Annotated in this window: 12 protein-coding genes; 2 read left to right on the top strand and 10 right to left on the bottom strand. The window is 46.9% G+C overall.

What is annotated here, in order from left to right:
- Window positions 1-9 precede the first annotated feature (9 nt).
- The 5 genes from dcp to Q1V85_RS08385 are packed head-to-tail and all read right to left on the bottom strand — an operon-like array spanning window position 10 to window position 7,266.
- On the bottom strand, window positions 10-2,148 hold the full coding sequence (dcp, locus tag Q1V85_RS08405; RefSeq protein WP_300598900.1) for a peptidyl-dipeptidase Dcp: 2,139 nt from the start codon (window positions 2,146-2,148) through the stop codon (window positions 10-12).
- Between the two features lie 50 nt (window positions 2,149-2,198).
- The gene (locus tag Q1V85_RS08400) at window positions 2,199-3,290 is read right to left on the bottom strand and encodes a hybrid sensor histidine kinase/response regulator (RefSeq protein ID WP_300598898.1); all 1,092 of its coding nucleotides are present in this window, start codon (window positions 3,288-3,290) and stop codon (window positions 2,199-2,201) included.
- 13 nt (window positions 3,291-3,303) lie between these two features.
- Window positions 3,304-5,442 carry a 7TM diverse intracellular signaling domain-containing protein gene (locus tag Q1V85_RS08395; protein ID WP_300598896.1) on the bottom strand — a complete coding sequence of 713 codons (2,139 nt, stop codon included), beginning with the start codon at window positions 5,440-5,442 and terminating at the stop codon, window positions 3,304-3,306.
- 4 nt (window positions 5,443-5,446) lie between these two features.
- Entirely contained in the window at window positions 5,447-6,133 is a 687-nt protein-coding gene (locus Q1V85_RS08390; protein ID WP_300598894.1) for a hypothetical protein, read from the bottom strand.
- Between the two features lie 11 nt (window positions 6,134-6,144).
- On the bottom strand, window positions 6,145-7,266 hold the full coding sequence (locus tag Q1V85_RS08385; RefSeq protein WP_300598892.1) for a ThiF family adenylyltransferase: 1,122 nt from the start codon (window positions 7,264-7,266) through the stop codon (window positions 6,145-6,147).
- A gap of 77 nt (window positions 7,267-7,343) precedes the next feature.
- Here Q1V85_RS08385 and Q1V85_RS08380 point away from each other — a divergent pair, with 77 nt between their 5' ends.
- A complete protein-coding gene (locus tag Q1V85_RS08380; protein WP_300598891.1) occupies window positions 7,344-7,814 on the top strand; it encodes a response regulator in 471 nt (156 codons plus the stop codon).
- 190 nt (window positions 7,815-8,004) lie between these two features.
- Window positions 8,005-9,189, top strand: a complete 1,185-nt coding sequence (locus tag Q1V85_RS08375) for a hypothetical protein (protein ID WP_300598890.1) — start codon at window positions 8,005-8,007, stop codon at window positions 9,187-9,189.
- Window positions 9,190-9,431: 242 nt separating this feature from the next.
- Here the strand turns inward: Q1V85_RS08375 and Q1V85_RS08370 are convergent, their stop codons facing one another.
- The 5 genes from Q1V85_RS08370 to Q1V85_RS08350 form a co-directional block, all read right to left on the bottom strand.
- Complete coding sequence (locus Q1V85_RS08370; RefSeq protein ID WP_300598888.1) at window positions 9,432-11,150, bottom strand: glycoside hydrolase domain-containing protein; 1,719 nt, start codon at window positions 11,148-11,150, stop codon at window positions 9,432-9,434.
- 136 nt (window positions 11,151-11,286) lie between these two features.
- Window positions 11,287-14,352, bottom strand: a complete 3,066-nt coding sequence (locus tag Q1V85_RS08365) for a DUF5107 domain-containing protein (protein WP_300598886.1) — start codon at window positions 14,350-14,352, stop codon at window positions 11,287-11,289.
- Between the two features lie 118 nt (window positions 14,353-14,470).
- Window positions 14,471-15,208 carry an IS21-like element helper ATPase IstB gene (gene istB / locus Q1V85_RS08360; protein ID WP_300598884.1) on the bottom strand — a complete coding sequence of 246 codons (738 nt, stop codon included), beginning with the start codon at window positions 15,206-15,208 and terminating at the stop codon, window positions 14,471-14,473.
- A gap of 694 nt (window positions 15,209-15,902) precedes the next feature.
- Window positions 15,903-19,214 (bottom strand): DUF5107 domain-containing protein, encoded by a 3,312-nt coding sequence (locus tag Q1V85_RS08355; RefSeq protein WP_300598882.1) that lies wholly within the window; start codon window positions 19,212-19,214, stop codon window positions 15,903-15,905.
- 37 nt (window positions 19,215-19,251) lie between these two features.
- Window positions 19,252-20,589, bottom strand: a complete 1,338-nt coding sequence (locus tag Q1V85_RS08350; protein WP_300598880.1) for a sugar porter family MFS transporter — start codon at window positions 20,587-20,589, stop codon at window positions 19,252-19,254.
- Window positions 20,590-20,640: the final 51 nt, after the last annotated feature.

The following is a 20,640-nucleotide window of genomic DNA, read 5'->3' as shown; positions in this document are numbered from 1 at the left end:
CATCTATTTTTATTTTTTGCCCGGGATCAGTCCCCTGTTCTGTAACAGCGGGGTGATATCCGGTTCCCTTCCCCGGAATGCCTTATACAAAGCGGCAAGGTCTTCCGAATTGCCGCGGGAAAGAATCATATCCCGGAACCGTTGTCCGTTTTCGCGTTTAAGTCCGCCATTCTCTGTAAACCAGGCATACGCATCATGATCCAGCATCTCTGCCCAGCTATACGCATAGTAACCTGCGGAGTAACCGTTTGCCCATATATGTAAAAAATAAGAAGACCGGTAGCGTGGCGGGATATAAGAGATCAGGATTCCATTCTTTTGGAGCGCCTGCTGCTCAAATGCATCCACATCGGTTACGGCGCTATCCCGGGAAGAAAGCAGGTGCCACTGCATATCAAGTTTAGCCGCCGCCAGCAGCTCCGTCATGGCATATCCCTGGTTAAAAGTGGCCGCATTCCGGATCTTATCGACCAGTACCTGGGGAATGATTTCCCCGGTTTTATGATTCCGGGCATAATGTTTCAACACGGTTGAATCCAGTGCCCAGTGTTCATTAAACTGTGAGGGCATCTCCACAAAGTCGCGGGCAACGCTGGTTCCGGATAAGGAGGGATAGGTTTGACTGGCAAACAGTCCGTGCAGCGCATGACCAAACTCATGGAACATGGTGGTTACGTCATCAAAGCTCAGCAGGGCCGGCTGTCCTTTTACCGGTTTGGCAAAATTGCATACGTTTACGATAACCGGTTTTGTATGGAACAGTTTTGACTGCGTTACAAAATTATCCATCCAGGCACCGCCATTTTTATTATCGCGTTTGAAATAATCGCAATAGAACAGCGCCATTGGAGTGCCATCCTGCTCAAACACTTCGTATACCTTTACATCTTCCTGGTAAACGGGCAGGTCTGTACGCTCCTTAAAAGTAATGCCGTATAACCGGGTAGCTGCGTAAAACACACCATTTTTCAATACACTATCCAGGACAAAATAGGGTTTTATGGCGGATTCGTCCAGGTCGTATTTTTCCTTGCGAACTTTCTCCGCATAAAAATCCCAGTCGTATGGTGCCAATCCGGAAGTATCTTTTTCCCGGAGCTTCATAGCTTTTATATCGGTGGCTTCCGCGGCCGCTTTCGCCAGTGCTGCCGGCACCAGCTTACCCAGGAATGCATTCACGGCCTGTGGCGTTTTTGCCATCTGATCCTGCAGCTTCCAGGATGCATAATCGGCAAAGCCCAATATCCGAGCCTTCTCCTGGCGGATGGCAGCGATCCGCAATATATTTTTACGGGTATCGTTTGAATCGCCACGCTCTGCTCTTGTCCAGGAAGCCTCGAAAAGATCTTTGCGTGTATCCCTGTTCCTGAGCGATTGCAATGCCGGCTGCTGGGTGGTATTGATCAGCGCGAGCAGGTAATAACCTTCGTGATTGGCTTTTTTTGCGGCTTCTCCCGCCGCCTGGATCTCTGCATCCGACAGACCGGCCAGCTCTTCGGGACTTTTTACTACCAGCGCGCCCGCTTTAGCCGCTGCCAGTAACTGATTACTGAACTTTGTGCTTAAGGTAGCTTCTTCTGCGTTTAGTTTTTTTAGCTGCGCCTTGCCTGAATCCGGAAGGGCAGCGCCGTTCATCACAAATTTCTGATGATAATATTCCACCAACCGCCTGGATTCGGAATCCAGCTGCAGCTGACCCAGTTTTTTATAGATGGTATCTACCCGTTGATACAACCGGGTATTCATATAAATGGAGTCGGAATGAGCTGCCAATTGGGGCGCCATGGCCTCCTGGATCTTTTGAAGATGGTCATTGGTATTGGCACTGGTTAGCGCATTGAAGGCCTTATTCACCCGATCCAGCAGCTGCCCTGATTTTTCCAGGGCTACCAGTGTATTTTCAAAGGTTGGCGCTGCCGGGTTCTGTGCAATACTGTCCACCGCTTTCATTTCATCCGCCATGCCCTTTTCAAAGGCCGGCTCAAAATCACTTTCTTTTATTTTATCAAACGGGATGGTATGATAGGGCAATGTACTTTCTTCAAACAACGGGTTTGTTGCATCTGAAATGTTGTCGGGGGCTTTACCAGGCATATTACAGGAACTTACGATTAAAAAAATGCAAAATACAAATAAGTGCTGCTTCATAACATTTGTTTTAAATGAAAACGGCAGGTGTGTAGTACTACAGTACCGTTTTAATCTTTTTGCTCAGGGTTATTGGGAATATGAATTTCGAATGTGCTTCCGCTGCCTTTTTGCGAATCTACCGTCACCGTTCCATTCTGTTTTTCCAGTGCTTCCCTTAAAATAAAAAGTCCCAATCCCAAACTTCCCGGCTGGGCGCCTTTAAAAAAGGGATCAAAAATCTTTGTAGCCTCTTCCGCTTCCATACCGATGCCATTATCTGCAACAACAATCCGGGCCTCATCAGCATCCGTAGTGATCCGGATCTCTACTTTTTTATGGGGCTCTTCCGGACGCTGGCATTTTATGGCATTCGAAAGCAGGTTGGCAATCACAATCTCCACCCGGAACAGGTCTCCGAAAAAAGGTTGCTGCTCATCCACGGCTATACTAAAATGAATGTCCCTGGTACCATTAGATGTACGGTACAGGTCGATTAATGAACGTACCAGTGTTTCAAAATGAATTTGCTCCTGCACCACTTTAAAGCGGGCGGTTTTATAAAACTGAACCGTTTGGGAAACATAATAATCCAGCTTTTGAATACAGGCGTCCATCAGTTTCCAATAGCCTCCGGAGTCATCGATCCTTCCTTCCATCTTTACCAGGTCCAGGATGCCGGTGGCGGAAGCAATAGGTGCTCTCAGTTCATGTGAAAGGCTGTATACAAACCGGTTTAATCCATCATTGGCTTTTTGCAGTTCCGAAATTTTTTCCTGGAGGGCTCTATCCGCTTTATAATGATCATAGGCATTCAGCACACTGTTGTGTAGCTCCAGTTCATCCCAGGGTTTGGTAATATAGCGGTAAATATCTCCCTGGTTCACCGCTTCGGCCAGCACTTCAATATCCGTGTACCCTGTTAGCAGCACCCTGGGAATATGCGGATACCGTTCTTTTGTGATTTTAAAAAACTCAACTCCCGAAATTTCCGGCATCCGCTGGTCGGATATCAGTACATGAATTTCTTCCCGTTCCAGGATTTCGAGTGCCAGCGATACGGAAATTGCTGTAAAGATTCGATACCGGGTACGGAAGGACGCTTTAAAAGAATTCAGATTCTGCTGTTCATCATCTACATAGAGTACGTTAATTTCGGGCATCGCTTCAGTTTTTTTAACGAACAGGTAAACTAATTACAAAAGTAGTGCCGCGTCCTCTTTCCGTAAATACCTGAATAGTGCCATTGTGCCGCTCGATAATTCCCTGAACAATAGCCAGGCCCAATCCGGTTCCTTCGCCAACATCTTTTGTTGTAAAAAAAGGATCAAATATTTTGTTCCGCACTTCCTCTGTCATACCCTTTCCATTATCACCGATACTCACTTTCACCGTTTGTTCTTCTTCCCAGGTCTTTATTGTTAACACACCCTGCGCGCCATTTTCCTGAATGCGCTCCCGTATGGCCTGGATGGCATTGGTAACGATGTTCATCATCACCTGGTTGATCTTTCCCGGTTCGCATTCAATCCTGGGTATGGGTCCCAATTCCTTTATCAACTCAAAATTCTGGGGAAATGTATTTTTTACCAGCAGCAGGGTGGAATCAATTCCCTCATTAATATCTACCCGTTTCCAGTTGGCTTCATCAACTCTTGCAAAGCTCTTCAGCCCTTTGACAATTTCAGAAGTACGGCTTGCGCCTTCTTTTATACCCGAAAGCAGGGTGGCAATTTCCTCATACACATACTCCAGGTCAATCTCTTTTTTATATTTTTCGATAGCCTGCAGCTGAGGCGGCAGCTCTTTTGCAAGGTCCAGCGCTTCATACCGGCGGATCACATTTTGCAGATCTGTAACATCCGCTTCGAGCGGACGGATATTTGAAGTTACAAAATTAATTGGATTGTTGATCTCATGGGCGATGCCCGCGGTAAGCTGACCCAATGAGGCCATTTTTTCGTTTTCCACCAGTTTGGCTTGCGTATGCTGTATCTGGATCATCGCCGCCGTCAATTCTTCGTTGGTATGTTGTAACTCTTCTGTACGGATCCTTACTTCCTTTTCGAGGATGATGTTTTGCTCTTTTATCAGTTGCTCATTTTCCCTGGATACTCTTAATGCTTCCTTACGGGCCAGTTCTTCCTCCCGGCGATAGGTATTGATTTTATCGGCCAGGGCCAGGGAAAGCAATATGGCCTCTGCTGCCGACCCGATCTGCAGGGCATAATACGTAAGGTTATTATATGGAAGCAATCCCGCATTCCGCAATACGAAAATAATGACGCTGCATAAAAAAACCGTCCATGCCAGTAACAGGAATTTTGCAACCCTTATTTTCCGGTAACTCAGGTTACTCAGCATGACCAGTACGTAGGCCGATCCGGCAGCCGCAACAAACTGCACGACTACCTGGGCTTCCTGTCTGAATTTTAAAATACAAAGTACAAAAGCCACACAGTAAGCCAGCTCAATAATCAGCATGCGCCGGTTTAGTTTTGCAGACAACTGTTTAAGATTCAGAAAATGCCGGATAAACTCAGCTGCGGCAATGCCATTGAAAAACGGGATCAGCACATTGGCATATGCATTGATTCCCGGGAGACCGGGCCACAAAAACCGGAAGGAATAGCCCTGGAGCATGGCCTGGCTTAACCCTACGAAAAGCACATAAAGAATGTAGTAGAAATAACTTTTATCATTGGTGGAAAACAACAGGAAAAAGTTGTAGAGAAACATGGCCAGGATGAGCCCGGTGTACAAGCCAAAAACCAGGTCCTTTAATGCAAGTCCCTCCTGGATCGACTTAATAGTTCCCACTTCTATGGGCACCAATATCTGTTCAGACGCGTACAGTTTTATATAAACCGTTTGTTCGCTCCCCTTTTCCATCGTAAGATTGAACAGATAATTCTGGTTCTTATTGATCCGGCTGTTAAACGGCTCCTTTTCGGAAATCATGACAGAGTCGAGGAATGTTCCATCGCCTTTCACGGCATAAAACACCACTTCATCCAGGGTTGGATGGCTGAGCGCAATCAACAGCCGGGGAAAATCCGTATTGTTCCGTACCCGGATCCGCAACCAGAATGTGGAGTGACTTATAAAAAAATTGGGCACCTGGCCTTTATAGGACTGAAAAGGCAGCCGGGTTACCGCAGGAAAGCTGTACTGGCCTTTTTGATCCTCCAGGTACTCGATCTGTGCATGTGTGACCAGGTATGTTTTTTTACTATCATCGACGCTGGTCAACTGCTGCCCCTGGGCACGGATTATAAAAAGAGAGAAAAGAAATATTGTTATCAGCTTATACATTACATTAGCCGGTTATGTCCAGTTGATAGTCGATCATCAGTTGTCCTTTGGGGCCGTCCTCCGGCGCCTGCTGCACCGGATGCTCCAGTATGCTATAGATGCGGGTCCGCTCCTTTTCATCGGCTTTTGAAAGTACCGGGCAATCGTTGATGGCCATTGCCGTAGCAATAAAATCATCCTTCGGATAAAAGAAATTCCCCTTATTGCCTAATGATGTTTCTATTTCTGCGCCCATTCTTTTGCCCATCCGAACCGTAATGGGCGCCGCTAAAAACAGTACTTTTGTAGATTTCAGCATGCAGGCAACCGCCACCCCCGCACGGCTCATAAAAAAGCTTCCGATCCCCCATCCAACCACTTCTGTTGAATTCCATAGGCCACAGATCTCCGAAACGCCGGGCTGCTGTGCCATTGTATGAATTGACCGATCGTATTTACTGATCGCCGTTTCTATGGGCAACTGCAATTTCCCGTCTGCCAGTTGTACCCTTGCCCCTCCATAAACTTTGGTCCGCTCTTTATCTTCCGCAACAATCACAAATGTATTATCATGATACATCCAGTCCTGGTTACTCGACGTAATGGCAACGATACCAAAATGTAATTCAAGCAGCCGGCGATGCCCTTCGATAAAATTCAAACACGTATCCGGGTCGGTAGTAGCTCTGAATGCTCTTATTACAATTTCCAATGGTCAGATTCTTATTTTATTAAATCATTAAAGTCAATATAATACCGGCCGGAATTGTGTATCTCCGATAATAAAATCCTTCTACAGGTATCGGTTACCATGGCGCCGCCTAAAGCAACGGAGGATGCAAGCTGTGGCCAGGCATTAATTGTTTTTCGCATTTCACCAAGTGACATCTTCATTCTGTCGGAAATTTTTGAAAGATCAAATATCTTGCCCAGAATAACAATTTTTTCTTCGTTTGTTAGCCCTTTTAGCTTCGTGGTATCCATTTCTTCATCAATACTGCCATGAAATATAGCTCTTCCGGGTTCCAGATCAAACCGTTCCACATCGAGCATTCCCCGGTCGTTGGTATCCATTACCACCGGAATGCCCAAAGACCGTGCCTTTAAACGGCTTGAAATTTTTACATCAATACCATCACACTCCTCTACCAGCACATCAATTTTACCATTTTCTAAAAAAAACGCATCCAGGTTATGCTCTGTAATGCCTTCGGTAAAGCATAATACATCCAGAAAAGGATCTAACTCTGCTATTTTCCGTGCGGCTAAAACAGCCTTGTTCAGCCCAATATCCTGTACTCCAACGTTCAGCCGGTTCATATTGCTTAGCTCGATGGAGTCAAAATCAGCCAGATGCAAGGCCCCACAAACCCGTTCCATGGCCAGTGTTTGAGCGATGGCCTGCCCTACCGACAGCCCGATAACGCCGATTTTTTTTGTCCGCAACAATTCCCGTTCCTCCGGTGTAATTTTATAGGTATTCCGGCTCGTCCGCAATGCCACGAAGGCTTCCTCATCCAGGAGGTGCACCAGTTTTTTTGACCAGGGATAATAAACCCATACGCCATATGTTTCCAATGTATGTTCGCCCAGCGTTTCGGCTATAAAGGGTTCCGGATCATCGCCCGGGTTTAATTTTGTAATATAACAAATCTTTACGTATTCATGAAGCTGGCTCAAAATCTGGTCGTGTATTTCCAGGTCTTTTACGGTTTGCCGCAGTTCCCGGAACAGTTTTTGATCCTCCTGGTTGTATATCCTGAAAAACAAGGGTCTGTAGGTTTTACCGGGATCCGATAGTACCTGCAACAAGGCTGCGTGATTAGCCGTTGCGTTTTTTTCCATAAATATTAAGTAATTTTGAAGTTATACACATATAAACATAAACACAAACTTACACAAATATTAATTCCAAAGAAATTATGGAACAAAGTCTTCAGTATTCAAACGTTTTGTATGTTGATGACGAATTGCACAACCTGAACTCTTTTAAAGCATGTTTCAGGCGGGACTTTTCTGTCTTCACCGCGCAAACCGTAGCCGAAGCCTTACGGATTTTAAAAGAGCAGGAGATCCACCTGATCGTTACAGACCAGCGAATGCCGGAAACGACCGGTATCGAATTCCTGGAGTCGATTATTAAGGATTATCCGGATGCTGTTCGTATGCTGCTTACTGGTTATGCCGACATCGATGCCGTTGTTGACGCTATTAATAAGGGCCGGGTTTTTAAATATATACAGAAGCCCTGGGAAGAGGCCCTTTTAAGAAAGACCATTTTGGAAGGTCTGGAACTTTATGCCCTTAGCCGTGCCAACAAAAAGCTCACCGAAGAGCTGGAAGAGAATAACAAACAAATGGAATTCTTATTAAGACAATCGCTTCTTTCCTGATTTTTTTAGTAATTTCACCCCTAAACCGCTGATTCCCAACCCAAATATACCAGGCTGCCCTACCTGTTTCTGATAAAAAGGCCAATTTTGGCTGATTATTTGTGTTTTTACACAGCAGGACTAGTTGTTGCCGGGTATTGTGATTAGCAGGGATCTGTTAACGGATGCTATTTAAAAACTATAAATGTACATGATGAAAAAATGCGTGTTGTTATCTGCCTTTTTGTATACGCTTCTTCCCGCTTATGCGCAGGATCCTGTCAGCGCTCAATCACTGAGGGATAAGGTGTTGGATGATATTCAGAAAAACTTTACTACAAAGACCAAATCATTTGATTCTACGGTATCGCAACTGGACCTGCGGATGTCGGCGCTTGACAAATCGATCAATGAATCTAAAGACGTAAAGGATAAAGCCGACAAACTGGTGCTGCGGGTTCAGGCGGTGGAAGAAAAACAAAAAGCCATTGAACAAAACGAGCTGAATATTTTCCAGGCCAATTATCAATCGGCGATGGTGAATCTTATTTCTATGGAGCGGGAGATTAAACCGCTGATGCTTTTTAATTCTACCAAGGCGTTTTTTAATTCGCTGAGCGAAACGGGCAACCCCATGAACTATGAAGGATATACCAAATGGTACAATTCCTATGCGGCGTTTGTAAAAGAGAAAAAGGCGGAGAGCCCGGCTTTAAATGTGACCAGCAACCTGCTCAATTTTGCCAGCGGCTTTACCAAGGGTGTTCCGGTTACCGGCCCCATTACTTCTGCGCTTTTTTCCAGTATGACCACCTATATCGACAATATCGGGAAAAAAGAAAAGGCTTTAAAAGCCCAAAGTGAGGAAATGCTGACCCTTACCATGAAGGTCAGCCAGTTTAATTTCGACAATGGTCAGATCGAGAATGAATGGGAAGCCATCACTACCGAACTGCAGGATCTCCAGAAAAAGTACGACAAATCGCTGAAGGAAAACCTAGGCATCATTAAAGTGTCGCAAGCGGATTTTGATAATAATTTCTCGCGGCAGAATGATGCGGAAAGGCGTTACCAATACCTTACACGGGTACGGGATGAAGCTGCCAGCTTTGTAGCCAACGAAAAAAAGAACAATCCAAAAGAATGGCGTCAGGCAGCCTATGTGCAGATGAATGATGTGCAGTCCTTAAAACAACGGTTTGGCCAGGTTACCTTCCGGATCAGCCAGAATCTCTTAAAATACAAAGAGCTTTTTGACAAATACCGGACCGATCCGCAACTTGGAAGCAGGATCAAAGACCTTGAAATTAAAATGAAGGAGTTACAGGAATCTTTTGATAAAACATTTGATCCGCTGGAATATATCAATTCGGCGAACCGGATGTATAAGGTTTAGGAAAAGGTTTCAGTTCAACGTTTCACGTTAGGGCCTGTTCATACCCGATGAGAAAGGGCAAATCCCCGATCCCGGACGAATCAACTGAAAGCTGACCGCTGGCTTTGGTATAGGGTGACAGGGAGACAAGCAGGGCGCGGATCACTTGCCTTGTTTTGAAATTTGGTTCTTGTATCTTGAGATTTGTGATTTGGATTTCGAGTCTCCTTTCCACATTTTCAAATCTTCAAATTATCAAATTATTAATTTGCCAATGCTTCCAGCAACTGTTTTCTTATTCTACGGAAGTAAAGGATACTGTTATCATACTCATTAAAGTTCAGGACCAGGTCGTTTACAAAGCTGCGCGCCTTTGCTGCGTCTTTTTGTTCCAGCATTTTCAGCAGCTCGTAGTCGTAGATACCATCGCGCATGGCTTCAAACCGGATGGAGGTATATAGTTTTTTATATCCCGGATATACGATATTGGCGTCTCCGGCGGGTAATTTGCCGCGGTCGCGGGAAGCATCGTCCCGCAACGGATCGCGCCCACCCCAGTAGTTCAGTCCCCAGTGCAAATAACCGGTAGCGCCGTATTTATAATTGATCCAGTGCAGGTAGCGGGTCTGGATCAGGGGCTGCTCAATAAACCGGTTGGCATAGTTTCCCCGTGGCCCCACACAGGTATAAAACCATATTTCCTTACCATTCTTTTTCAGTTCTTCATAAAAAGCATAGTCCTTATGATATACATCCAGCACCGGCACCCACACATCAATACCTTCCTTTAGTTCTTTTGAGGTAAGTACCGCATCCATAATTTTTACACCGGGCAGGTATTTCCGCACATAATCGCTGATGGCAACATAGGAAGCCGCATTTTTTGCTGTTGGTTCATCCGAAATATGCTGCATGTATTTCGCCAGCCATCCTTTTTTCTCAAGATGCGTTTTCAACGCCGGCAGGAACTGGTTGAGAAAATTCTGCGTCCGGCTATCGGTTACCGGTAACAGTACAGAGCGCATGCCGGAAAGGCTGATCGATGGATTGGGCGCCTGTTTGAGCTTTTTTGTTTCTTCATTATCTTCCAGCGGTACCTCCACAAAGAAAGGATCATCCCAGGCACCGGACCGCCATGCAAGGTGGCCACCTTCTATTCTTTTGAGTGCACCTGCTTTTTCAAACAACTCCGCCTCTTTGTCAAAGTTGGAAAAGTCGAAGGTATATTGTCCGTTGTGCAGCGTATAGGTTGTATTCCACGCCGCATAAATGCGATGTACGTTTTGGTTATGCGATGCCATCATTGCAGCGTGCACTTTGAGGAGCTCCCAGTACAGCGGTGAATATAACGCTACCTTGTTTCCTTTATTTAATAATTCCAGCGATGCCGGGTTAAAGTGCGATGACCAGTTGGTGATCCACAACGAGGTTTCCGGTACTTTCACCGGGTAAACCTTTACCGGAACGGTTTTACGGAACTGCTCTTTTCGCCCGTTCACGACTCCGTTTACACTTACCTGTATCCGGTACACACCGGCAGCGGTATGGACAGGTATGGGCACAGACACCCACAGGGGATTGATCTCCCCCTGCGACAAATTCAGTAAGGTATCATCTACGATCGGATCCGGGAAGTAACCTGAAACAGAACGCAGCAGGTCCTTGGAAGCCGGTGTATAGCTTCGTCCTACAGGCACATAGGTTACCCAACCCGTTTTCGCCGTGAGTCCCGAAGCCATGCCCGGTAAACAAACGGCTCCGAAGGACAAACCCCGCAGCGGGCGATTGGCTCTTATCACCAATTGAATGGAGGCTGTTTCACCCGCTGCCGCTCGAATGGTATCATCTGCAAGCGGCGGGAAATACGCTCTTTCCCTGAACACTTTTTCCAACGCATCTACCTGGTACAGATCCGCACTGTTTTGCGCATACCCCTTTGAAAAAGAAAAAACAACCGCCATTAGCAAGAACTTCCTGATCATGATCTTTTAATTTGACTCGATTTTATATGGATGCATTCGTTATTTATTTTTTCCCGGAGGCCAGGCATTCCTTTTGCCGGCGTAAAGACCGCTGTATGATAGCAAGCCATTCCTCCATTACTAAGTGCTCTTTTGCTTAAAACAACCGCTTATCTTCTGTTTCCGTGATCCGTTTTACCAACTGGTTGTATAAGCCGATATTCAATCTGGCAGGATCCAACGGCTCATTCAGAAAGCGTTTTCCCCATTCAACAGTTTGGGCATTCTTTTGTGCGGAGGCCCATTTGTCAAAAACAGCACCCGCCTTCTCTTTCCTGTTCAGCCAGGTGAGTGCCGCTACCTGTGCCAATGCATTGATAGAACCAGGCGCTTTGTCTGAGCCGGCAACCTGTTCCAGCCACAGGCGCCCCTCCCGCTCTTTTTTCATAGCCAGTTTTACCAGGCCTGTAAAAAACTGCTCCAACCGGTTATCGATCTGGTCATCATACGGCTTACCCGCGCCCATATTCCGGGGCCATGCCCCCGCCTCCGTTATGTACTTCAGGGCTACCATATATTTTCTGCCCGCCAGCATTTCCAGCGCCTGTACCAGTTTTATTTCTTCATACAGGCGCCGTCCCTCCCCAGCACCTTCAAACGGCAGGATCTTCAGACCTCGCAATACTTCGTTCGCCTGTTGATACTGGTCATTCCGCATCAGTGCCCGTACATATAACATCCCGTTTATATAATCTCCGGGATGTTGTTGAGCGTAAGGTTCTATGGTCTGTAACGCGGCTTTATAATTGCCTGCGGCAAGATGAAACCGCGTGAGGTAGTTTTTATACCGCCAGCCGGTATCTACCCTATTGGCGCGCTGCAGATCCCAAAGTTGTAGGGCAGCATTTTCATTCAGGGAGGCTCTTACAATATAAAAGGGTGCAAAGCTGACAGAGTCGTTGATGCGGTTCAGTAACAAACGGGCCTCATCCTTGTTATTTTTGGCCAGCAGTAACAACGCCCGCAGGTAAACCGGCTTCCAGCTCTTAGTTTGCGTAATGGCCCAGTCAAATACCGGCTTTGCTTCTTCGCGGAACGGGAATGCGAAATCCGGCTCCGCAGTAATCGCCTCCTGCAGGTAAGTTGCACCGGACGGCCAGTCGCGGTTCAGGTAAGCCAGCCAGTAAAGCACCTCGTTATTTTTGGGAGCCAGCACCAACAGCTTCCGGGCTTCATCTGTGCGGCCCAGCTGCACATACCAGGAGGCCAGCTCGAGATAAGTCTGGTATGGCAATTCATTCCGGATACTACCGGTAAAAGCTTTTTCATCTTCAATATTTCCCTTTTCAAGAAATTTTTCAAATAGCAGGAAGTGATTTAATGGCTCTGCCTCCCGGATGCTTTTTTCTACCAGGGAATTGCTGTTTCCGGTTATCCGGTTTGCCAGGTATAGCAACTGCAGCCCCTCAATATTATACCGGTTCTGCAGCAGGGACTTCTCTGCATATTGCACCGTTCCGGAAAAGTCTTTCCGGAGAAAGCAGATCCTGCTCATTTCTGTATAAGCGGCGCTGCGAAATGCTGTAGTGAGCGCCGCAACATCCAGCCCGTCTACCGCATCATTGATTCTTCCTGTTTTTAAAGCTGCCAGGGCATAATAATAATTGGCTGCGGCATCATAGGTATCAATGCTCAATGCCTGTTTGGCGCAGTAAAAAGCAGTATCATATTCCATCCGGTTATAAAGTAACCTCGATAACAAGCCCAGTGCGGGCACATAGTTTTTATTTTTTTCCAACGCCTGCCGTACCTTCTTTTCTGCCTCCGCATAATTTCTCAATCCGGCCAGGTCTCTCGCCTCCAAATAATTTCCATAAGCATCATTCCAATCAAAATCGGCCGGCGCCGTAAGCGGCCGCTGCAATGCTTTATCATCCACTGTCCAGGTATACTTGCCCAGGCTGATGGCGGCTGTTTTCCATTGCCCGGGTAATAATCCGGTCTCCATTTTTTTTACCGTCAGTGGTTTCAGATCGGCCCATGCTGCAAACAATACCGCTCCGCTCCTGTCCCGGATATACAGGGTATCCCGCAGTGTAGCCAGGGGAGAAATGGTGAGCGCTGTTCCCTCCACATGCACTACGCCCATTTCATTGGCATCTGTAACACCGCCGGTTCCGGCAAAGGGATACCAGTACTCCGTCCATTGATCGGCCCCATATGGAATGAATTGGGTTTGTTTAAAGGGTGTCAGGCTGCTGGGAATGGAGTTCTGATTAAACAGGCGCCCACTTTGCATTTCCACATACTGCCCGTCTTTATCGGTCAGCAGCTCCTCCCAGATCGCGCCCTGATCGCTTAATGCCCATGAGAACATTTTACGTCCCAGCTTTTCATCGCTGGCCGTATAATGGAGCATTCCGAAATCTTCCGCCTTCCAATGTGCTCCAAAATAGGGTTTACCGCTGTTGATGATGTGAAAGGATTTAGAGCCGCCGTAATCATTTTCTTTCCATTGTGAAATAGCCTTCCGGGCAACAGAATCATAAGGCCACTGGATCAACTCCCCCGAATGGCCGATGGCTGCGATTCCCGGGTAAATAAGTTGCAGGTCCTTTTTTGCAGATACCGCAGCATTGGACCATTGATAATAAGGTTGCTCTGTAGCCGTGGTATTGAACCAGGAGGAACGGGTAGTAAAAAAGGCCTTGTCTTTCTCTACCTTTATTTCTACATTCCACCTTGTACGGCTCAGCATCTCCAGGTACCCGATCGTGCAGCGCACACTTCCATCTTCACCCGCGCTTAACTGGTAATCTACGGGCGTAGCGGTATTGGGAGTATGCCCGATAACACCATAGTTAAACTCTACTCCACCACTGGTCCAGGGGCCACGCATGGCAATATCACGAAACTTTACCACGTTATTATTATACAGGAAATAGCGCTGATGCACTTTATCATAGGCCGACCATACTTTACCCCCGATCTCGGGGAATACTTCCACACGGATAAAATCATTCTCCAGTTGCACTACTTTCCATTCTTTCTGCACCGGAGTGCCGGAAAAGCCATCAAAGCGGAAATAGGGATATATTTTACCAAATGAAGGAATAGGGTTGGGATCCGAAAACGGATAGGTCGTATAGTTTCGTTTCAGTTCGGTAATGGTTGCCTTTCGTTGTGCCACCACCGGCAGGAAAAACAATAGCAGAACGAACATACAGAAGCAAGCTCTTTTCATGTATCTTTTTATCGAATTTATCGAATCTTATCCGGAGACAGCTATGCAAACGTTTGTCTTCGTGATTTGATCAATGCTTCCATTTGCAAACTGACGCTTAAGCTGCATGCGGCGTTTCTGATTTTCTCAGCGACGTGCCCTTTAATTCCAGCCGGTAAGCCTGGTGCACAATCCGGTCCAGGATGGCATCTGCAATCGTTGGGTCTCCAATGATCTCGTGCCATTTGTTAACCGGTACCTGGGAGGTAATGATCAGTGCGCTTTTCCCATGCCGGTCTTCCACAATTTCCATCAGTGCTGCCCGGCTTTGGGCATCGAGCGGCTGCAGTCCAAAGTCATCCAGTATTAATAATTGTTGCCGCTCTATGCGATCAATCTCCTTGCTGTAACTGCCATTGGTCTTACTCATTTTCAGCATTGAAAATAACCGGTGCACATTGTGATACATTACCCGGTACCCCAGGCTGCAGGCCCGGTAGCCCAGCGCTGAAGCAATATAACTTTTACCAATACCGGTGCTGCCGGTAATCAATATACATGCAGCCTTGTTTATAAAACTACAGTCAGCAAACTGCTGGATCTGGTTTCGGTCGAGGTTACGGTCTCCATGGAAGTAAAGATCTTCAATATCAGCTTTATACCGGAACCGCGCATTCCTTATCCGCTGTTCAACATTGCGGCTTTGGCGGTCATCCCATTCAGCCTCCACCAGTTGAGCAATTAGTTCATCGGGTGTGTAAGCAGCGGATATTCCGGTCTCCAGGCTGGTTTTAAATATCCGGTGCATGCCCAATAATTTCATTTCTTTCATTTTGTCCAGTGTTGCGGCATTCATAATCTGTATTGTTTTATTGTTATAACATGAAGGATTACTGACAATGGATGTATCTCTTTCACAACGCGTATATCGCCGGCATTTTCACCGTAAACAGAAGTTCCAACGGTGACTGCAATATCGTTATCCTGCCTGGTTATCATCACAATGGCCATATGTACAGTATACCCGACCGGCTAAAAAAGAAAACGCCCTTAACTATTGCTTTTCCCATTTATGCTTCATTACGCTTCGCTAACATACCCGATTACTTTTCCATGGCCATACACTCTATTCGTCTCAGCACGGTGTTTTGGGCAATGCGCTATACAGGTATTGAAAGACCGTTAAAGGTTGATTTCATTTAAATAACAAAGCCCTGATGTTACCTTTTTTTTATACCAGCAATCGATCCACCCGGTAGCATCTCATGCAAAATAATGACTTTAAATTAAAAAAAACCATTCTTCGCTGAATTTTACGGGTAGGTACCCGTAAAATTCAGGAAACCAATAATAATAAACCGGTACCAATTTTGTCGAAATGCCTCCAAATGGTTTGTGGAGCCACAAACCACAGCATAGCTCCGGTCAGTGTCTCCACTCACGGAAAGGAAGTTGAAACCATTTATAATAATTTTGATACTTGTTTATTATAACAAAAAGCCCGGATTTTTATAAATCCGGGCGAAGAATACTCCATACGGCGATCACTATCAAATAGGGATCAGGCTTCTGTGCAGGGTTGCGCCGGTATGCGCCGGATCCTGTTTCAGTACCTCCTCCAGGTATTGATGGGCCTTTACAGCATCTCCCAATCCCAGGTAGCCCAGCCCCATCAGGTAATTGCAATGAAGACGGTTGCGCAGGTTCAGGTCATCATCAAAGATCATCAGATCGGGCAGCGACACAGCAAAGAAATCAATGGTAACCGTATCATTCAAATGTGTTGCTCCATAATGGATCAGGTTCCGGAACCGTTGTTCCGCTTCGGCCTGCTTTCCCGATTTCTGTAATGCCATCCCCTGGTAAAAGATCTTATCCGGCTGCTGATCGTTATAGTAAATGGCAGGAGTTGGCTCCGAAAGACCAACTGCCGCTTTCTCCCAACAGATCTTTGCCGCCGGCATATTGCCGCCAGCTTCTTCCACGCACCCCAGCCAATAGTGAATGTCGTTCTCCTGTGCACCAAAAAGCTTCCCTTCTCCCAGGTTTTCGGGATACTCCTGCGCCTTATGCAACAGCTTTGCCGCTTCATCCAGATCGTTCACAGCCAGCGCCCGTTTAGCAAGTTCCACATGGATCAGCACATGCTGCCCGGATGTTTTGCCCTCTCCTCCCTCCCAGGGATGAAAATTACGGGCATTCAGTAACTGGCTGGCTTCATCGAACCGGCCCAGTAAAGAATGTAATCCAACATATTCAATATACAGATCGTCCCGTTCCCTTACCTGATCCGGATACCGGTTTAAATAAGCCAGCCGGAGATGCGGGTCCACGCTAAAACGCTTCTTTAACTGGTCCAGCTCAAATAACACTCTCGAATCTGAAGGGTCTGCATCAAATGCTTTTTGAAATAAGCGAAGGGCTTCTTCTTTTTTGCCAAACTTATTGTAGCAGGCAATACCCAGATTCCGATTGGTGGTGGCGAAGTCCGGGTTTATAGCCAATGACTGTTCCCAGCAACTGCGGGCCGGATCATACAGGCGCTTCCCATAGTAGAAGTTACCCAGGTAATAGAGGGCCTTGTAATCTCGGGGATTTAGTTCCGCCGCGGTTGCCAGCACGGCAATGTCTTCAATCCGGTTGGGGAATATACCATCCGGGCTCATTTCAAAGGCTTTCCCCAGCCATATGGCCGCCTGGTTATTGTTACCGGACAAATGATTGAAATACCCCAGGTAATAATACACCAATGGGTCCGTGGTATTATTAACTACCAATAATAAAAAGGAAATCGCATCTTCATATAAACCTGCCGTTGCATATTGCAAAGCCATTTCTATAAAAGAATAAGAACGGTTGCGCATCTGCCTCAGCAATTGCTGTAGTTCTTTTTCAGCCGCCTCCATATTGCCTTTTTGCCGCAGGTAACGGCACCACTCAAACCGCGCCGCAAAATCAAACACATCGATCGTTAGTGTTTCCTTTAACAATACCGCAGCATCTTCTCCGCGTTGTAATTGCCGCAATGCCACCGCTTTTATGTGGCGGCCCTTCAGGCTGTTATAGTTTCTTAGCACCGACTTTTCTGCAAACTCCAGGCAGGCTTCCCAATCCTTGCGGACAGCGCTGATATATGCCAGTTGCAGGTAGGCGTTGTCCTGCATGGCCGCATTCCAGGTACTTTTATACAACCAGCTGGTGGCTTCTTCCCACCGGTGCTGGTAACGCAGGCAAAGGCCCAGGTTATACAAGGGCTCCCCATCATACGGATTGGGGTTCTTTGCAGTCAGTTTTTCCACCGCTGTGCGAAAATAGGGTTCGGCTGTTTCAAACTGGCCGCGGCGCAGGTACCAAAGCCCCAGGGCATTGTTGCATCGGATATCGGTTGCATCGCGCTTTAACGCTTCACGGTAATAATCCAGTGGCATATAGGTTGCATGCCGGTATTGCTCCAGGTGCAGACCGGCCAGGTACAATTCTTCATTAGTCGGAATATCTTCCGGTCGTAATATGGGTTTTGCAGGATCCGGTATCGCCTCGGTATTACGATTCACCGGTGTATAAGCGATCAGTAACGCTCCTTCAGCATCCAATACTTCTGCTTTTAGTTGCCGGGGATCTGTTCCTTCGGCAATGCCGATCTGCTTTTCAAAACTTTTTAAGGGCGACAATGTCACCGTCTCTGAAAACAGGCTGCGTTCTCCCTGCTTTAATCTTATGGTCACCGTCCGCTCCCGGGTTATATACACCTGTACCGTGGCTGCCTGCCCGGTCGTTTCCAGGTTTATCATCGCATCTGTGGAAGCGTTCTTTACATACCCGATGTTCTTATAGGGCATAAAGTATTGCTTAAATGTTCTTACTTCATTGGGCATGATCCAGCTGAAGTCCGGCTGGTTGTCTGTATATACGCCGCACATCAATTCAAAATACGGACCGTCCTCATCTGTAAGCTGGCGGTCCCAGGCCTTGCCAAAGGCACCACAGCCCCAGGTCCATTGTTTTTTCCCGGGACTTACATGATGATCTGCCACGTGCATGATCCCTGCCTTTTTCCGATGGTGATAGCCGCCCACAAAATTGAAAGCACTGTTAACGGCCATATAAGATGTAGGCACAGGAATATTGTTATAAACTGATATATCGGTACCCGGCGCATAGTTTACCTTATAATAGGTACCGGTTGCAATGGGGAATGAACTTACATCCCGTTTGCCATGATCAAAAACCGCATTTACATCGGGCGGAAATACACTCTGGTAATGCTCATCTACAGCAACCGCCGGATTCGCCCACCATAAAAAGGTTTGCGGGAAAGGCGTACGGTTATACAGTTTTGCTTCCAGTTCTATGTAAGCCCTCTCTGCATACAGGGTAAAGCCCAGGGCACACTTGGTGCCAAACATTTGCTCGTACTCATTTACCCAGATGGTTTTACTGCCATCTTTATTTTCAACGATCTGGAAATCGGTGGCATCAAAAGTGGTAGGACGATGGTGCTGCGGCCAGTTAAATTCAATACCGCCGCTGATCCAGGGCCCCAGTAAACCCACCAGTGCAGGTTTGATGACCCGGTTGTGATATACAAAATGGTAGTCGTTGGTTTTATCATAAGCCATCTGTATGCGCCCGCCCAGCTCCGGGAGGATCATTACTTTCAGGTAATCGTTCTCCAGATATAAGGCCGTCCATTCCTTTTCTTCTTTTTCATCGTACACTTTGTCGATCACCTGGTAAGGATATACAACACCACTGCTTCCCTGGTATACGCGTTTTTCCAGGAACATCGGGTTCTTGTCGGGTTGCCCGGTTTTATATGTGGGAATTTTAACCACTTCCTGCCAGGCTTGCACTTCCATCATCTTCGTTTATAATTTAATTAAATGTTAGTTGCCGATATCAATGACCGGAAAAAACGGTATCCATTTCTTCCAGCGATTTCCCTTTGGTTTCCTTCACCCTGAACTTTACAAACAAAAAGCCGATCACACAGATTCCCGCATACATATAGAACGGGGTGTAGGTACCCAGGTATTTTGCCAGTATGGGAAAGGTAAAGGTCAATACCGCATAGGATGCCCAAAGGGCCAGCACGGCAATGGATGTAGCAGCCCCTCTCACCCTATTGGGGAAGATCTCCGATATAAGCACCCAGGTAACCGGCGCCAATGTCATGGCATATAATCCGATGGCGGCTAGCAAAGACCAGGAAGCCGCAGCAGACTTTTGTTTTAGCAGCAGAGCACTTACGATATAGAGAAGGGTTAGTCCGATAGCCCCCAATAACATCAGCGGTTTCCGGCCCAGCTTATCTACCTGCCACATGGCCACCAGGGTACAGATCATATTCACCAACCCGATAAATACGGTTTGTTTTAACTGGTCGTCCTGGCTGAACCCCACGCTTTCAAAAATAGTTGCGGTGTAATTAAACACTACGTTGATGCCACAGAGTTGCTGAAATATGGCAAGTCCGATGCCGATCAATACCACCGGGAAAACGGAACGCTGGAATACGTCTTTATAACGGACGACGGTATCACCGGCAACCGATTTCCGGATTGCTTCCAGCGTATGTGCGGCATAAGCTCCGCCACCGATCTTTTTTAATATTTTTTCAGCAAGGGCAAGATCACCGGCCTTGGCCAGCCAGCGCGGACTTTCCGGCAGCCAGCAAACGCCCAGTAAAAAAAGCGCTGAGGGCACAGCTCCCAATCCCACCATCCAGCGCCAGGCATCTGCCCCTTCGTTCCGCAGGCTATAGTTAACCAGGTTGGTAACAAAGATGCCGATTACAATGGTCAGCTGGTTGATGGCCACCATACGGCCACGCATATGGGTGGGTGCCACTTCTGCAATATACATGGGTGATAATACTGAAGCCATTCCCACTCCGATCCCTGCAGCCAAACGGGCTGTTATGAATACGGGGCTGTTATGCGAAAATGCCATGGCCAGTGAGGAAACAAAAAATACAGCGGCAGCAAGCATCAGTCCTCTCCGGCGCCCCCAGCGATCAGAGATCCGGCCGGCCAGTAAACAACCTACAATACATCCCAGTGCCAGCGATGCAGTGGCAAATCCTTCCTGGATCTCATTAAAACCAAATTGCTCTTTCAGAAAGGGCAGTGCCCCGGCAATCACCGCAAAGTCGAACCCGAACAGGTAACCGCCCAGTGCTGAGATAAAAGAAATACCGATGATATAGGTTGTGTTAAACGGATACTGACTTTTCATACTGAAGCGATTTTTAACATCACAAAGATGCACACATTAAAAGGTAAACAG

The organism is Niabella sp. (genome assembly GCF_030150205.1).
In the GTDB taxonomy this organism is placed as follows: domain Bacteria; phylum Bacteroidota; class Bacteroidia; order Chitinophagales; family Chitinophagaceae; genus Niabella.
This window is presented reverse-complemented; position numbering and strand designations above follow the sequence as displayed.

Bases quoted from the DNA above. Each gene is read 5' to 3' on its own strand.
- dcp (WP_300598900.1), bottom strand. From the start codon at position 2,148: ATGAAGCAGCACTTATTTGTATTTTGCATTTTTTTAATCGTAAGTTCC.
- Q1V85_RS08400 (WP_300598898.1), bottom strand. From the start codon at position 3,290: ATGCCCGAAATTAACGTACTCTATGTAGATGATGAACAGCAGAATCTG.
- Q1V85_RS08395 (WP_300598896.1), bottom strand. From the start codon at position 5,442: ATGTATAAGCTGATAACAATATTTCTTTTCTCTCTTTTTATAATCCGT.
- Q1V85_RS08385 (WP_300598892.1), bottom strand. From the start codon at position 7,266: ATGGAAAAAAACGCAACGGCTAATCACGCAGCCTTGTTGCAGGTACTA.
- Q1V85_RS08380 (WP_300598891.1), top strand. From the start codon at position 7,344: ATGGAACAAAGTCTTCAGTATTCAAACGTTTTGTATGTTGATGACGAA.
- Q1V85_RS08375 (WP_300598890.1), top strand. From the start codon at position 8,005: ATGATGAAAAAATGCGTGTTGTTATCTGCCTTTTTGTATACGCTTCTT.
- Q1V85_RS08370 (WP_300598888.1), bottom strand. From the start codon at position 11,150: ATGATCAGGAAGTTCTTGCTAATGGCGGTTGTTTTTTCTTTTTCAAAG.
- Q1V85_RS08365 (WP_300598886.1), bottom strand. From the start codon at position 14,352: ATGTTCGTTCTGCTATTGTTTTTCCTGCCGGTGGTGGCACAACGAAAG.
- istB (WP_300598884.1), bottom strand. From the start codon at position 15,208: ATGAATGCCGCAACACTGGACAAAATGAAAGAAATGAAATTATTGGGC.
- Q1V85_RS08355 (WP_300598882.1), bottom strand. From the start codon at position 19,214: ATGATGGAAGTGCAAGCCTGGCAGGAAGTGGTTAAAATTCCCACATAT.
- Q1V85_RS08350 (WP_300598880.1), bottom strand. From the start codon at position 20,589: ATGAAAAGTCAGTATCCGTTTAACACAACCTATATCATCGGTATTTCT.